A 15402-nucleotide genomic window follows, 5' to 3' on the forward strand; every position below is an offset into this window, starting at 1 on the left:
TTGAATCGATGGAATCATCCCCCAAGCAACGCATCCTGATCGTCGACGACGACAGCGCGGTACAGGTGTCGCTGGCATTGCTGCTCAAGCAGTCCGGCTTCGACACCGTGTGCTGCGACGATCCGCAGCAGGCGCTGGCGCAGCTGGCGCGCCAGCCGGCCGACCTGGTGCTGCAGGACATGAATTTCTCGCTGCGCACCAGCGGCGAGGAAGGCTTGCAGCTGCTGGCCGACATCAAGCAGTTGCAACCGTCGCTGCCGGTGCTGCTGATGACGGCCTGGGGCTCGATCGCGCTGGCGGTCAAGGGCGTGCAGGCGGGCGCCGCCAACTTCTTCACCAAGCCCTGGGACAACGCCCAGCTGGTGGAGCTGATCCGCACCACGCTGGACACCGCCGCGCCCGCCCCGGCCGGCTGTCCGACGCGCGCGGCGCTCGACGCCCAGTTCGATTTCAGCGGCATCGTCGGCGAGCATCCACGGCTGCTGAAGGTGCTGTCGACCATAGTCCAGGTGGCGGCCACCAAGGCGCCGGTGCTGATCCTGGGCGAGAGCGGCTGCGGCAAGGAGCTGATCGCCGACGCCCTGCACCGCAACAGCCCGCGCGCGGCGCGGCCCATCGTCAAGATCAACATGGGGGCGATCACGCCGTCGCTGTTTGAAAGCGAAATGTTCGGCCACGTGCGCGGCGCCTTCACCGACGCCAAGACCGACCGCAAGGGCCACGTCGCCAGCGCGCACGAGGGCACCCTGTTCCTCGACGAGATCGGCGAGCTGAACCGCGCCGACCAGGTCAAGCTGCTGCGCGTGCTGCAGGACCAGACTTACCAGGCCGTTGGCGCCAGCCGCATGGAACGGGCCGACATCCGCGTGGTGTCGGCCACCAACCGCGAGCTGGCCGAGCTGGTGGCCAGCGGCGAGTTCCGCGAAGACCTGTTCTACCGCCTCAACCTGATCACCATCCGCCTGCCGCCGCTGCGCGAACGGCGCAGCGACATTCCGCTGCTGGCGCGCCACATCATAGTCCAGGTGGCGGAAAGTTATGGCCTGGGTCCGGCGACCATCGCGCCGGCCGCGCTGGAATGGCTGAGCGCGCAGCCGTGGCCGGGCAATATCCGCCAGCTCAAGCAGACACTGGAGCGCACGCTGCTGCTGGTCGGCAAGAGCGAACTGAAACAGGCCGACTTCATCGCCGCCGAGCAGCATCAAAACGACGGCGGCGGCGTGCCGCGTTCGGGCAGCCTGGGCGTGGACGGCATGACGCTGGAACAGGTGGAGCGCCACATGATCGCCAAGGCGCTGGAGCAGCACCAGGGCAATATCTCGCGCGTGGCCAAGGCGCTGGGCCTGAGCCGCACCGCGCTGTACCGGCGGCTGGAGCGGCACGGCCTGGGCAGCGACGCCGCGCCCGAGTCCGACCACGAAGCGCGCGCATGAGCCTGCGCCGCAGCCTGTACGGCTACCTGACCGCCGCCCACCTGCTGTTCCTGGGCCTGACCATCACCCTGTTCCGCCAGGCGCCGCTGCTGATGCTGGGGCTGGAGGCGGTGGTGCTGCTGAGCTTTGCGCTGGGCGTCATGCTGATCCGGCGCGCGCTGGAGCCGCTGGGCTACACCCGCCACTTCCACGACCTGCTGCAAGACCAGCACTACGCGGCGCGCCTGCAGCAAAGCGGCGATCCGCAGTTGAACGAACTGGTCCAGCTGTTCAACACCATGCTGGGCGCGCTGTACCAGGAGCGCCTGCAGCTGGGCGAACAACAAGGCTTCCTCGACCGCCTGCTGGAGGCGACCCCGAGCGCGGTGATCGTGTTCGATTTCGACGGCCGCATCAGCCTGCTCAACGCCAGCGCCCACGCGCTGCTCAAGCTGGACGACGCCAAGGGCAAGCCGCTGTCCGCCTGCCTGCCGGCCGACGCCGACCTGCACCATCCCGGCCTGCTGGCCCAGCTCGACGCGCTGCCGCTGGGCGACAGCCAGCTGCTGACCGACACCGACGGCCGCCGCTACCGTGGCCAGCGCGGCCACTTCTACGATCGTGGTTTCGCCCGCCACTTCCTGCTGATCGAGGAACTGACGCAGGAACTGGAAAGCTCGGAGAAAGCCACCTACGACAAGCTGATCCGCGTGCTGGCGCATGAGGTCAACAACACGGTGGCGGCCACCGGCTCGGTGCTCGATTCGCTGCTGTACTACCGCAGCCAGCTGGCCGAGCGCGACGGCGAGGACTTCAGCACCGCCATCGTCGCCGTCAAGCGTCGCAACGTCAGCCTGGGCGAGTTCATCGAACGCTTCACGCGGGTGGTCAAGATGCCGGCGCCGGAGCTGCGGCCCAACGCCGTGCGCGACATCATGGACGACATCCTCTACCTGTACCGCGAACCGTGCCGCAGCCGCGGCATCCGCATCGCCTGGCAGCGCTGCGACGAGGTGCCGGCGATCGCCCTCGACCGTCACCTGATGGAACAGGCGCTGCTGAACGTGGTCAAGAATGCGATGGAAGCGGTGGAAGCGCGGGCGGCTGATGCGGCCGGCGAGGCCGGCGAGAAGACAATCGAGTTCGTGCTGGCCAGCGAGGCCGACGGCGTGCGCCTGTCGGTGATCGACTCCGGCGACCTGCTGGGCGACGTGCCGGCGCGGCAGTTGTTCACGCCCTTCTTCACCACCAAGAAAGGCGGCCAGGGCATCGGCCTGCTATTTGTGCGCGAAGTGCTGAACCGGCACGGCTTCGCCTACCGCCTGGCCGCCACCGGCCAGGGCACGACCCGCTTCGACATCTGGCTGCAACCCAGCGGGGTTATTTGATACGCTTGACGCGCGGGGCGGTGCGGGCGCCGTCGATGTCCATGTAGATCGCGCCCATCAGGCCGCGCTCGACCTTGACCTTGGGATTGACCAGGTTCAGGTCTTCCTGGCTGTCGTCGTTGATCATCCACACCTGGCCGTTGGCCAGGCGGATGCGCTGCTTGGGCACCCAGCCATCGAAGTTGCCAATGATGCTGCTTTCGATCGAATCGAGCTTGATGGTGGTCGCCAGGCTTTCCGCGCCAAAGCTGCGCTCCAGCTCCACCTTGGCCGGCGGCGCCGATATCGCCGCGGCCGGCGCACCCAGCTGGATCGCGTCGTAGCACGTCAGGCGCGCAGGACCGTCAGTCAACTGGCGGCAACGCAGCATGGCGCCATCATCGGCCATGGCCGCACTCGAGACTAACATCAGGGCCAACAGGGATTTCATCGCAGCTCTTCCATGAATTGAATGTGCTGCGATTATATAAGCGAAACGCCCTCATCAGGACAACCGGCCTCGGACCTGGAATGAAAACTGCATAAGGATATCGCCAAATATTCGCCTTTTAGCGGATGGCGCCAGCGTACTGATCGGCATTCGCATATAAAATAAGCGCTTCACTCGGGCAGCAAAGGGCCATCCATGACGATCAACGTAATTCTCAACCTGCTGGCGGCACTGGCCTTGCTGGGCGCGCTGTATGCACAGCAGCGCCGCCACGCGTCCTTTTCGGTGCGGGTATTCACCGGCATGGGGCTGGGCGTGCTGCTGGGCGCCGTGCTGCAAGCGCTGTACGGCGCCAGCGCGACCGAACTGAAGACCACCGGCGACTACCTCGACATCGTCGGCTCCGGCTACGTCAAGCTGCTGCAGATGATCATCATGCCGCTGATTATGGTGTCCATCATTTCCGCCATCATCAAGCTCAAGGGCATCAACTCGCTGGGCAAGATCAGCGCGCTGACCATCGGCCTGCTGATGCTGACCACGCTGATCGCGGCCGGCCTCGGCATCCTGATGGCCAAGCTGTTCCAGCTGAGCGCGGTCGGCCTGACCGCCTCCACCGCCGACGTCGCGCGCGGCGTCTACCTGCAAGGCAAGGTCGAGGCGGCGCAGGCGATCTCGCTGCCGAGCATGCTGCTGAGCTTTATCCCGGCCAATCCCTTCCTCGACATGACGGGCGGCCGCAAGACCTCGACCATCGCGGTGGTGATCTTCTCGGTGTTCATCGGCATCGCCGCCACCGGCATCCACGACAAGAAGCCGGACATGTTCGCCAGCTTCGAGCGCTTCATCCAGGTCGCGCACGCCATCGTCATGCGCATCGTCACGCTGGTGCTGCGGCTCACGCCCTACGGCGTGTTCGCGCTGATGGCGCAGGTGGTGTCGACCTCCAGCTACACCGACATCCTGCACCTGATCGACTTCGTGCTGGCCTCGTACAGCGCGCTGATCCTGATGTTCTGCGTGCACCTGGCGATCGTCGCCGGCGCCGGCCTCAACCCTGCGCGCTACGTGAAGAAAATCCTGCCGGTGCTGACCTTCGCCTTCACCTCGCGCAGCAGCGCGGGCGCCATCCCGATGAGCGTGCAGACGCAGACGCTGCGCCTGGGCACCTCGGAAGGCATCGCCAACTTCGCCGCCTCGTTCGGCGCCACCATCGGCCAGAACGGCTGCGCCGGCATCTACCCGGCCATGCTGGCGGTGATGATCGCGCCCACCGTCGGCATCGATCCGTTCACGCTGAGCTTTATCGCGCCGCTGCTGGCCATCATCACCATCGGTTCGGTGGGCGTGGCCGGGGTCGGCGGCGGCGCCACCTTTGCCGCGCTGATCGTGCTGTCGTCGATGAACCTGCCGGTGGCGCTGGCCGGCCTGCTGATCTCGATCGAACCGCTGATCGACATGGGCCGCACCGCGCTCAACGTCAGCGGCTCGATCGCCGCCGGCACCGTCACCAGCCGGGTGCTGGGCGAGACCGACCTGGCCGTCTTCAACAGCGACGCCGAGCTGCCCATCGACAGCGACCGCAAGGCCGCCTGAGCGACCGAGCCGCCGGCGCTTATTTCGCGTCGAGGTCGACGTTGATGCCGCTTTCGCTGCCCGTCATCTGCACCCGTATCAGTTTCGGAATGCCGGCGGCCGAGATGGCGTAGGTCGTGGTGGTGGTGGCCGCCGGCTTGCCCGCGGCGTCGGCCACGTTGCTCAGCATTTGGAAATTGAGAGTGCCGCTGTCGCTGCCCGCCGTCGTGGCATACGTGATCTTTTGCGTGCTGGTCAGCGTGCGCCGGCTGCTGTCCGTGTAGCAGCTGAAGGACGCGATATCGCCGCTCTGTCCGGCGGTGGCCGTGGCCGGATAGCCCGGCGAGCTGGTCGCCAGGCAATAGTCGCCCGATTCGGTCGAGCCGATCGGCGCGTATTGGGCGTTCACATACAACTGGCTGGAAATGGTCAGCGGTTGCGAAACACCGGCGCCGTTCAATAATCCACTGACGGTTTCCGTGGCTTGCAGCGCGGCCGCGCCGTTGAACGTCGCATTGACCGCAACACCGAGCTTGTAGCTGAGCGTGCCCGTCAACGGAATGACGGTGGAGCCGTTGCTGGTGGTGCCCGTTATCGTCAGGCTCGACTGCAGACCATGGGTGTAGGCATAACCCAGCGCCTGCTGCACGGGGAAGCTGGCGAGCACCGGCGGTGTGACAGGGGTCGAGGCGGAACCGCCGCCACCGCCGCCGCAGGCGGCCAAGGTCATTGCCAGCAGCGCCGCAGGCACTGCTTTTTTCGATAAATTCACGGTCATGGAGTTTCGCTTCAGTTGGTTGGAATAGATGGCAGCCTAACATTGTTGCCATATGCAAAATCTATTCAATAGTAACTATCATCGAGGGAACCGCCGGCCGGCGGCGCGGTCTAATTTTTCTCCCTTAGCTGAAAGGAAAAAATGATGACTTCCCTACCCAAAACCTCCCTGGTTTTACTGGGCGCGGCCATGTCGGTCGCCTTGCTGGGCGGCTGCAACAAGCGCCCGGCGGACCAGCCGCCCACACCCAGCGTGACCACGCCTGAACCGGCCACGCCCGCCACGACGCCACCGGCGCAACAAAGCAGCGCGCCGCCACCCACCACCAATCAATAGGCGTAAAAAAAGGACCCGAAGGTCCTTTTCGCTACCACGTTCTGACTTAGAACTTGTAGTTGTAGGCGACGCCGATCAGCGACAGGTGGGTCTTGAACGTGCCGCGGGTGGTTTCGCCGTTACCCGTGCAGGTGGTCGCCAGCGGGTTGCAGGCGTTGGTGTAGTTGATCTGCGCGTCCTTGAAGTCCAGGAAGCTGTAGGCCAGGTCGATCGACGAGCGGGCATTCAGCTTCCAGTTGGCGCCGAAGGAATACTGCATGCGGTCGCTGTCCGGCAGCGCTGGGTGGGTCAGCTCGGCGTTCTTGACTGGCGATTCGTCGTAGGCCAGGCCGGCGCGCAGGGTCAGGTTTTCGTTGTAGGCGTAGTTGCCGCCCAGCGAAACGCGCACGGTGTTCTTCCACTGCTGGCGAATGACTTCAGCGCCTTCGGTGGTGCCTGGGAACTGGATGTCCAGGTCGCCCAGACGGTTGTGGCGCACGAAGGTCACGTCCGCCATGCCGGCCCACTTGGAGTCGAACTGGTGGAACACGTTGGCCGACAGCGTCTCAGGCGTACGCAGCGCTACCAGCGCGGCCGAGTTGGCCTTGTGCGACGCGGCTTGCAGCACGCCGTTGACGATAGGATCGGAGGTCACTTTCGAGAAGTCCCACACGGTGCTGCCGCGCAGCTGGTGCGAGATCGACGAGCGGTAGGTCAGGCCGAAGCGGGTGTTCTGGTCCAGCGTGAACAGATAGCCCAGGTTGAAGCCCCAGCCCCAGTCCTTGCCATCGTTGGAGCCGTGCGCGTCCTTGGTCGCGCCCAGCAGTTTGGGATTGCCGCCCAGCAGAGCGATCTGCTTGGCCAGCGCGGCCGCATTCGGCGTGCCCGCCAGCGCTGCAACCGAACCCGGCACGTCGACGGCCTGGCCCAGGTTGGCTTTCATGAATTCGGCATCGATGCCGAAGCCGAAGGCGTGCTGTTCGTTCAGCTTGAACGAAGCCGACGGGTTCAGCGTGACCGATTCCAGCTTGACGTCGGACAGCGCATAGCGGCCGGTCCAGGTGTCGCCGTAGCTGATCTTGGTGCCGTATGGCACGAACATGCCAACGCCGACGGCCCACTTGTCGTTCAGTTTTTTGCTCAGGTAGAACGATGGCGCGGTGACCTGTTTAGGCACGTAGTCGCTGGCAGCGGTGCCGCCGGTCGGGGTGCCGGTGAAACGGGTCGAGCCGCTGTCGGTAAAGGTCGAGTGCGGCACGACCATGGTGGCGCCGGCGCTGATCTGCATGCCATCCAGGCGGGACATGCCGGCCGGGTTGTAGAAGATGGTGGTTGCATCGTTGGCTTCGGCGGCGCTGGAGTCAGCCGTGCCTTGGGCAGCAACGCTCTGCGAACCGAAACGATAGCCGGACGCGTTGGCGCCGGCGGACATGGCGCTCAGTGCGGCGGCAATGATCAGGGGGAGGTATTTGTGTTGCATGGTGGTCTCGCTTTTATAAGTGGCGGCACTGCGCCAGGTTTTTCTGGATTCTTGCGCCAAAACCGGTGCAGGAAGGCCAGCAGCATACTACATTTATAAAACGAAACAAAAGGCAAGTCGTTAGAGTGTAAACACTAATTAAAACCTTGAAACCGAGCAGATGCTCTGCATACCAGAAGTAAAAAAAGGACCCGAAGGTCCTTTTTTAGTGTCGATAAAACAACGACTTAGTGCGGGTCCAGCGCCCCGGCCGGCGGCATGCCGCGGCCGCCCTTGCCGGTTACTTTGAACACCACCCACATCACCATGCGGAACACAAATCGCACGAAGATCAGCGTCAGCAGGCCCTCGACCAGGGTCATGACCAGGGCCGGACCGGCCGTCCAGCGCACTGCGCGGCGGTGGAACTTGGCGATGGCGCGGTCCTTGGCGATCTCGATGCTGTCGTAAAAAGTCGGTACCACCAGCAAAGTCAGGATGGTCGAAGTGATGGTGCCGCCGATGATGGCGATCGCCAGCGGACGGTAGAACTCACCGCCCTCGCCCAGGCCCAGCGCGACCGGGAACATGCCGGCGATCAGCGCGAACGTGGTCATCAGGATCGGACGCAGACGCATGCGGCCCGCATACATCAGCGCATCCTCGCGGCCGTAGCCCTCTTCCTCACGCTTGCGCGCCGCATCCAGCAGCAGGATGGCGTTCTTGGCGACCAGGCCCATCAGCATGATGACGCCGATAAAGCTCATCAGGTTCAGCGTGCTCTTGGTGACCAGCAGCGCCAGCACCACGCCGATCAGCGACAGCGGCAGCGACAGCATCACCGCCACCGGCGCCGTGAACGAACCGAACTGCATGACCAGGATCAGGTACATCAGGCCGATACCCATGACCAGCGCGATGCCCATTTCCGTGAACAGCTCGCTCTGGTTCTTGCCGTCGCCGCCCTGGTCCAGGCCGTAGCCGGGCGGGAAGTCGATGGCCTTGGCCAGTTTCATGGCGTCGGCGTTCACCTCGCCCGGCGAACGGCCCTGCACGTTGGCCGACACGGTCACGGTACGCTTGCCGTTCTTGTGCTCGATGGTGGACGGGCCCTTGCCCATCGTGATCGTGGCGATCTGGTCCAGCGGCACCATCTGGTTGGTGCCGGTCACCGAGATCGGCAGGCGCTCGATGTTTTCCGCACTGACGCGATCTTCCGGCGCCAGGCGCACCGCGACGTCGCGCGATTCGCCGGTCGGATCGACCCAGTCGCCCACTTCGACGCCGGCAAACGCCACCCGCAGCGATTGCGCCGCATCGTTGACGGAAATGCCCATCGAGTTGGCCAGGCCGCGATTGAGTTCGATCTGCAACTCGTTCTTCGGATCCTGCTGCGACAGGCCGACATCCACCGCGCCCGGGATCTGGCGCAGCTTGTCCATGTAGGCGTTGGTGATCTCCATCAGGCGGCGCGAATCCGGGCCGGTGAATTCGATCTGCACCGGCTTGCCCTGGTTGCCCAGGTCGTCGATCACCGAAATCTCGGCGCCGGCGATATGGCTCATCTTCTCGCGCAGCTCGGCGCCGATCTGGAACGCGGTGCGCTTGCGGTACTGGCGCTTGCCGATATCCAGGTAGATGCGGCCGCCGCCGGCGTTGATGTTGGAGTTGGTGTCCTTGGTTTCAGGGATCGTGCGGGCGATGGCAGCGATGGTTTCCATCTTGCGGCGCGCAATCTCCACGCTGCCCGACGGCGGCATGCGCACGTCGACGGCGATGGTGCTGCGGTCGGCCGCAGGCAGGAAGCTCGAACCGCCCCACTTGGCGTGCAGCACGATGGCGCCGACGAAGGTGCCGAAGGCGATCGCCGCCATCCAGCGACGATGGTGCAGCGCCCAGGCGATCACGCGGCCGTAGCGGTCGGACTGGTGGTCGAACCAGTCGTTGAACTTCTGCAGCATCTTGCCCAGGCCTTTTTTCGGCGCCGTGTGGTGGTCGACCGGGTCGCCCCAGTAGGCCGACAGCATCGGATCGAGCGTGAACGAAATGCCCAGGCTGACCAGCACCGAGCAGGTCACGGTCAGCGCGAACGGACGGAACCATTCGCCGGAAATGCCCGGCATGAAGGCCACCGGAATGAACACGGCGATGATCGAGAAGGTGGTCGCGGCCACGGCCATGCCGATTTCAGCGGTGCCGTTCAGCGCCGCCGTGCGGCGGTCCGAGCCCATCTGCATATGGCGCACGATGTTTTCCCGCACCACGATGGCATCGTCGATCAGCACGCCGATCGCCAGCGACAGGCCCAGCAGGGTCATGAAGTTCAGCGTGAAGCCGCACAGCCACACCGCGATGAAGGCCGCCACCACCGAGGTCGGCAGGCTCAGCGCGGTGATCAGGGTCGAGCGCCACGAGTTCAGGAAGGCGTACACCACGAAAATGGTCAGCACCGCGCCCAGCACCAGCGATTCGATCACGTTGTTCAGGCTGCGCTGCGACTCGTCGCCGCCGTCGCGGGTGATTTCCAGCTTGGTGCCGGCCGGCAGCGTGGTGTTGACCGCCTTGATTTCCTCGCGCAGCTTGGCCGCCACCGACACCGTGCTGGCGTCGCGCGAACGGGAGATGGCGATGCCGACGTTGGGCTTGCCGCTGCGGACGCTCAGGCCGTTGATTTCGGCGAAGCCGTCCTCGATCGTGGCCAGTTGCGCCAGGCGCACCACTTCGTCGCCGCGGCGCTTGACCACCACGCTCTCGAATTCGCGCGGGGTGATGATGCGGCCCACCAGGCGGATGCTCTTCTCGTCCAGCACGCCGCGCACCTTGCCCACCGGTGCGTTGGTGTTCTGGTTGCGCAGCGCGTTGACCACCTCGCTGACCGAGACGTTGTATTCACGCAGTTTTTCCGCGTGCAGCAGCACCGACAGTTCGCGCTTGAGCGAACCGTTGACCTTCACCTGCGACACGCCGTCCACCGCGCGGAAGCGGTCCGACAGCATGTCCTCGGCCAGGCGCGAAATCTCGGCGTGGCTCTGGCTGGTCGACGACAGCGAGATCTGCATCACCGGATCCGAGGCCGGATCGATGCGCTGCAGGATAGGCTCGCGCATCTCCAGCGGCAGCTTGTAGCGCACCGAGGCGATCGCGTTGCGGATCTCGTCGGACGCTTCGATCAGGTTCTTCTTGAAGCTGAACTCGATGAAGATCTGCGCCGAGCCTTCGTCGGCCGAGCTCTCCAGCTTGGTCACGCCGGAAATCGCCTGCAGCGGCTTCTCCAGGCGGTTGACGATCTCGCGCTCGACCGTGTCGGGCGAGGCGCCCGGATACGGCACGCTGACGATGATGAACGGCACCTCGACGTCCGGGTTCTGGTTGACGCGCAGCTTCTTCAGCGCCAGCAAGCCCAGGCACATCATGGCGACAATCAGGACGATGGTCGCGATCGGCCGTTTGATACTGAAATCGGATAAGAACATGGATCAGTTCCCTTTCGCTGCGGTGCTTGAGGCCGGCGCCGCCGACGCCTGGGCCGCGCCGTTGCCGGACGCCGCCACTTTCGGTGCGGTCAGCTCGACGCCCTGGCCGTCCTTGTAGCCGGAGTTCGGCACGCGCAGCACGCGGTCGCCGGCGGCCAGGCCGCTGCGGACTTCCCACTGGCCGGTGCGCGGATCGCGCACGCCCATGTTCAGCGTGGCCTTGCCCAGCGCCTTGCCGTTGACGCGCCAGGTGTAGGTATGGTCGCCGCTGACCACCAGCGCCGAATCGGGAATCATCAAGGCGTTGGCGACGTTGGATTCGACGCGGCCTTCGGCGTACAGGCCGGCCACGCCAGGCATGTCCTTGCCGGCGAACTCGACCAGCACTTCAACCTGGCGCGTGACCGCGTTGGCCGACGGATCGACCCGCTTGACGCGGCCGCTGAAGTCGCGGTTCTGGTAGCCGTTGATGCGGAAGGAGACCTGCTGGCCAACCTTGACCTCGCCGATCTTGTCGGCCGACACCAGGCCTTCGAAGCGCATGCTGGATGGATCGATCACCTTGATCAGTTCCTTGCCGACGGCGGCGGTGTCGCCGTTGGACACCTTGCGCTCGCTGACGATGCCGTCGAACGGCGCGCGCACCAGGGTGCGGGTCAGCTGCTGGTGGGCGGCCACCGAGCGCGACTTGGCGCCGGCCAGCTCGCTCTGGGCGTTGTTGCGGCGGATCTCGGAATCCTCCAGCGCCTGGGTCGACACCATGCCGGACGAACGCAGCGTTTTCTGGCGCTCGAACATGCGGGTGGCCTGCTCCAGCGTTTGCTGGGCGGCGCGGGTGGCTTCGTCGGCCGAGTTCAGGGCGTCGCGGATCGAGGTTTCGTCCAGGCGCACCAGGATGTCGCCCTTCTTCACGGCTTCGCCGTTTTCCTTCATTACTTGCAACACCACGGCGCTCACTTCGGCGCGCAGGTCGGCCTTGCGTTCAGGCTGGACCGAACCGGTGATCACCGGACCCGACGCCAGCGCGTTGGTTTCGATGGTCAGCATGTCTTCCGGGGCCAGCGACAGCACGGCCGGGGTGGCGGACTTGCCATCCTTGCCGTCTTTGCCGTCCTTGGACGCGGTGGCCGAGGCGCTGGCGCCTGCCTTTTCAGGCTCCTTGGAGGACTTGCCGCAGGCAACCAGGGCTGAAGCGACGGCGAGAGCTAGAAGGGTTTTGCGCAACATACAGTTCTCCGAGAAAGTGGCACGGGGGTGCTCGACTACTTATTAAAATTTTAGCCAGACTACAGGGCGCAGAGTATCTCCGACTGTCCGTTATCGGTCAATCAACGTGCGACTGGACGGCAAAAAACGTGGCTGAATTGCCAAATGCTGGGATAAACGGTGAAATGTCAGAATAGCCGGGACCGGCCAAAAGAACAGGGAAACCGGCGGCGCGACCCGCCGGTGGCGCGGATCAGCCGCGGCCGAAGATGGCGTGTATGGCGTGGGCGATGGCGATACCGGTGCACAAGCCGCCGCCGATTTCCACCAGCGTGTGGCCCATGCGCTCGCGCAGCCAGGTGTGGCCGCCGTCATCTTTAGCCAGGCGGTTGATCGCCGCCGCCTGCTTGCCGACGTGCTGGCGCAGGCTGTTGGCGTCGATGACGACGATAAAGCACAGCGTCACCGCCACGCCGAACGCCGGACTGCTAATCCCCTCGCGCAGCGCGATCAGGGTCGCCATGCTGGACACCACCGCGCTGTGATTGCTGGGAAAGCCGCCGTTGCCGACCAGGTTGAACGCCCACTTGCGCGCCTTGGCGCTATTAATCAGAAACTTGATCGGTCCGACCGTGATCCAGGTAATCAGCGGGGTGACGAGGTAAGCGATGTCCATCGGTGGTTCCTTTGCATTTTAGTGCCGCAATTATCGCAGATGGCCCTACAGCGGCGGAAGCAAGTATTATAGAATTCAGCCCATTATTCCCTTTCAATAAAAACAACGATGCAACACTTCAGAATCTCATTTGCCGTCACTTTCATCCTGATGGCGCTGGCCGCCTGGTGGGGCTACGCCCACGGCGGCGCCACCGGCCTGCTGCAGGCGGTGTGGGTGGCCGCCGTGCTGGGCGTGATGGAAGTGTCGCTTTCCTTCGACAACGCGGTGGTCAACGCCTCGGTGCTGCGGCACTGGGATGCGTTCTGGCAAAAGCTGTTCCTGACGGTCGGCATCGTCGTCGCGGTGTTCGGCATGCGGCTGCTGTTCCCGCTGCTGATCGTCTCGCTGGCCACCGGCCTGGGCCTGGTGGACGTGTGGCAGATGGCCACCGCCAACCCGGTCGAATACGCCAGGCACCTGACCGGCGCCCACGCCCAGGTGGCGGCCTTCGGCGGCGCCTTCCTGCTGCTGGTGTTCCTGAACTTCCTGTTTGACGAGGAAAAAGAGCTGCACTGGCTGGGCTGGATGGAGAAAAAAATGGGCCAGCACGGCACCGAAACGCTGGCCGTTCTGGTGGCGCTGGGTGCGGTGTTCGCTTGCGTCGGCCTGGTGCCGGTGGAGGAAAAGTACACGGTGCTGACGGCCGGCGTGGTCGGCGTGGCGGTGTACCTGGCGGTCGGCTGGATCAGCACGCTGCTGGAGGAAGAGCCGCCGGAAGAGGATGACGACATCACCGAGGCCGGCGTCGGCGCGGTGGTGGCGACGGTGGCGCGCGGCAGCTTCGGCGGCTTCCTCTACCTGGAAGTGCTGGACGCCTCGTTCAGCTTTGACGGCGTGATCGGCGCCTTCGCCATCACCAGCGACGTCGTCATCATCATGCTGGGGCTGGCCATCGGCGCCATGTTCGTGCGCTCGCTGACGGTGTTCCTGGTGCACAAGGGCACGCTGGACGAGTACGTCTACCTGGAGCACGGCGCCCACTACGCCATCGGCATCCTGGCGCTGATCATGCTGGCCAGCGTCAAATACCACATCCCGGAATGGTTCACCGGTTTATCGGGGGTGGCCTTCATCGGCGTGGCGCTATGGTCATCGATCCTCTACAAACGCCGGCTGGCCGCGTGATAAGATTAAAAACATTGCACCCAACCCAAGCGATCCATGACCACTTCCAAACGCGTAACGCTCTACCTCGTCGGCCTGCTGGTCGCCGCCCTGCTGATCTTCTTGGCCTACACCTGGGTCATGCTGCACGTGTCCTACTCGGACGGCGAACGGGCCGGCTACCTGCAGAAATTCTCCAGCCGGGGCTGGGTCTGCAAGACCTGGGAAGGCGAGATCCTGCTGACCTCGATGCCGGGCGCCATCCCCGAGAAATTCGAATTCAGCGTGCGCGACGACGCCGTCGCCCAGCAGCTGATGTCGGCCACCGGCAAGCGCGTGGTGCTGAGCTACGCCCAGCACAAGGGCGTGCCCAGCCAGTGCTTCGGCGAGACCGAGTACTACATCACCAAGGTTCAGGTTCAGCCGTGATTATTGCCGCGCCAGCAATATGGCGCGGTACTTCCTGAGTTTCCGGTAATCTCAGCAGTATTCCTGACAGAAACCGAAACCACCTATGCCCAAACGTCTCCCCCTCCTGCTCGCCGCCCTGCTGGCGGGCGCTGCCGCCCATGGCCAGGACTTGTCGATGCAAGGCGGCGCCCTGCGCGTCAGCGGCACCAATGAAAACTCGTTCGCGGTCGGCGTCAACTACGCGCAGCCGGTGGGCGACTACCTGGCGCTGAGCCTGGGCTACCTGAACGAAGGCCATCCGCACAACCACCATCGCGACGGCGTGTCGGCCCAGGTGTGGCTGCGTTCGCACATCAGCGAACAGGGCCTGTCCTGGGGCGTGGGCGTGGGCCAGTACTACTTTTTCGACACCTCCCGTCCCGGCGGCGGCAGCGGCGAGCCCTACATCAACGACCACGGCTGGGCGCCGATCTACAGCGTGCAAGCCACCTGGCACCACCCCAACCGCTGGTACACGCAGGTGCAGATCAACCGCGTCATACCGACCGGCGCCAAGGATCCGACCACCTCGCTGCTGGTGGGCTTTGGCTACCGTTTCGACAGCGTGCGCGGCGACAAACTGCACCTGGACGGCGGCAAGTCGACCGACGACACCGTGACGGTGCTGGCCGGGCAAAGCATCGTCAACAGCCTGGAGTCTGAGCGATCCAAGGCCACCAGCATCGAATACCGGCGCGCGGTCGGGCGCTATGTGGACTGGACGGTAACCGGGCTCAGCGAAGGCACCTCGGCCGGCACCCACCGCACCGGCGTGGCGACGCAGCTGTGGCTGATCCGTTCATTGAACCGCGAAGTGGAGCTGGGGATGGGCGTGGGGCCGTACCTGGCGTTTGAGGTGCACGACGTGCCGGGCACGCGCTCGCACAAGGCGGGGCTGGTGTCGGTAGCGGGCCGCTACCACTTCACCAAGCGGGTAGTCGGCACGTTGTCGCTGAACCGCGTCGTCACCGACTACCACCGCGACGCCGACCTGCTGCTGGTCGGCCTGGGCTACAGCTACTAACCCGGGGTCAGGTCCCCCATTTGAGCATGAGCTCGGCTGTTTAGCCGAGCTCATGCTCAAATGGGGGACC

Annotated in this window: 13 protein-coding genes; 7 read left to right on the plus strand and 6 right to left on the minus strand. The window is 64.7% G+C overall.

Annotated features, from left to right (window positions below; genetic code table 11):
• Positions 1–8 precede the first annotated feature (8 nt).
• Positions 9–1433 (plus strand): sigma-54-dependent transcriptional regulator, encoded by a 1425-nt coding sequence (locus tag V6M89_RS26250; RefSeq protein ID WP_332855962.1) that lies wholly within the window; start codon positions 9–11, stop codon positions 1431–1433.
• On the plus strand, positions 1430–2800 hold the full coding sequence (locus V6M89_RS26255) for a sensor histidine kinase (RefSeq protein ID WP_332855963.1): 1371 nt from the start codon (positions 1430–1432) through the stop codon (positions 2798–2800). Before V6M89_RS26250 ends, V6M89_RS26255 begins: the two co-directional genes overlap by 4 nt.
• Here the strand turns inward: V6M89_RS26255 and V6M89_RS26260 are convergent.
• The gene (locus tag V6M89_RS26260; RefSeq protein ID WP_332855964.1) at positions 2793–3230 is read right to left on the minus strand and encodes a hypothetical protein; all 438 of its coding nucleotides are present in this window, start codon (positions 3228–3230) and stop codon (positions 2793–2795) included. The genes V6M89_RS26255 and V6M89_RS26260 overlap by 8 nt on opposite strands.
• Positions 3231–3425: 195 nt before the next feature.
• On the opposite strand from V6M89_RS26260, the gene V6M89_RS26265 reads away from it, so the two are divergent.
• Positions 3426–4826, plus strand: a complete 1401-nt coding sequence (locus tag V6M89_RS26265; RefSeq protein WP_332855965.1) for an L-cystine transporter — start codon at positions 3426–3428, stop codon at positions 4824–4826.
• Between the two features lie 19 nt (positions 4827–4845).
• Here the strand turns inward: V6M89_RS26265 and V6M89_RS26270 are convergent, their stop codons facing one another.
• The gene (locus V6M89_RS26270) at positions 4846–5583 is read right to left on the minus strand and encodes a hypothetical protein (protein ID WP_332855966.1); all 738 of its coding nucleotides are present in this window, start codon (positions 5581–5583) and stop codon (positions 4846–4848) included.
• Positions 5584–5724: 141 nt separating this feature from the next.
• Between V6M89_RS26270 and V6M89_RS26275 the strand changes: the two genes are divergently transcribed.
• Positions 5725–5919, plus strand: a complete 195-nt coding sequence (locus V6M89_RS26275) for a hypothetical protein (protein ID WP_332855967.1) — start codon at positions 5725–5727, stop codon at positions 5917–5919.
• Between the two features lie 46 nt (positions 5920–5965).
• Here V6M89_RS26275 and V6M89_RS26280 read toward each other — a convergent pair whose 3' ends face one another.
• The 4 genes from V6M89_RS26280 to V6M89_RS26295 form a co-directional block, all read right to left on the minus strand.
• Positions 5966–7378 (minus strand): OmpP1/FadL family transporter, encoded by a 1413-nt coding sequence (locus V6M89_RS26280; RefSeq protein WP_332855968.1) that lies wholly within the window; start codon positions 7376–7378, stop codon positions 5966–5968.
• Between the two features lie 227 nt (positions 7379–7605).
• A complete protein-coding gene (locus tag V6M89_RS26285; RefSeq protein WP_332855969.1) occupies positions 7606–10830 on the minus strand; it encodes an efflux RND transporter permease subunit in 3225 nt (1074 codons plus the stop codon).
• A 3-nt stretch (positions 10831–10833) separates the two neighbouring features.
• On the minus strand, positions 10834–12057 hold the full coding sequence (locus tag V6M89_RS26290; protein ID WP_332855970.1) for an efflux RND transporter periplasmic adaptor subunit: 1224 nt from the start codon (positions 12055–12057) through the stop codon (positions 10834–10836).
• Between the two features lie 232 nt (positions 12058–12289).
• Positions 12290–12712, minus strand: coding sequence for a divergent PAP2 family protein (locus V6M89_RS26295; protein WP_332855971.1), 423 nt, complete (start codon positions 12710–12712; stop codon positions 12290–12292).
• A gap of 108 nt (positions 12713–12820) precedes the next feature.
• On the opposite strand from V6M89_RS26295, the gene V6M89_RS26300 reads away from it, so the two are divergent.
• The 3 genes from V6M89_RS26300 to V6M89_RS26310 all read left to right on the plus strand — a co-directional run bounded on the left by V6M89_RS26300 (position 12821) and on the right by V6M89_RS26310 (position 15332).
• Entirely contained in the window at positions 12821–13879 is a 1059-nt protein-coding gene (locus tag V6M89_RS26300) for a DUF475 domain-containing protein (protein ID WP_332855972.1), read from the plus strand.
• Positions 13880–13915: 36 nt separating this feature from the next.
• Positions 13916–14287, plus strand: coding sequence for a hypothetical protein (locus V6M89_RS26305; protein WP_332855973.1), 372 nt, complete (start codon positions 13916–13918; stop codon positions 14285–14287).
• A gap of 85 nt (positions 14288–14372) precedes the next feature.
• Entirely contained in the window at positions 14373–15332 is a 960-nt protein-coding gene (locus tag V6M89_RS26310; protein ID WP_332855974.1) for a hypothetical protein, read from the plus strand.
• Positions 15333–15402 lie beyond the last annotated feature (70 nt).

Origin of the sequence: Duganella sp. S19_KUP01_CR8 (genome assembly GCF_036688705.1) — a bacterium.
Taxonomy (GTDB): domain Bacteria; phylum Pseudomonadota; class Gammaproteobacteria; order Burkholderiales; family Burkholderiaceae_D; genus Rugamonas.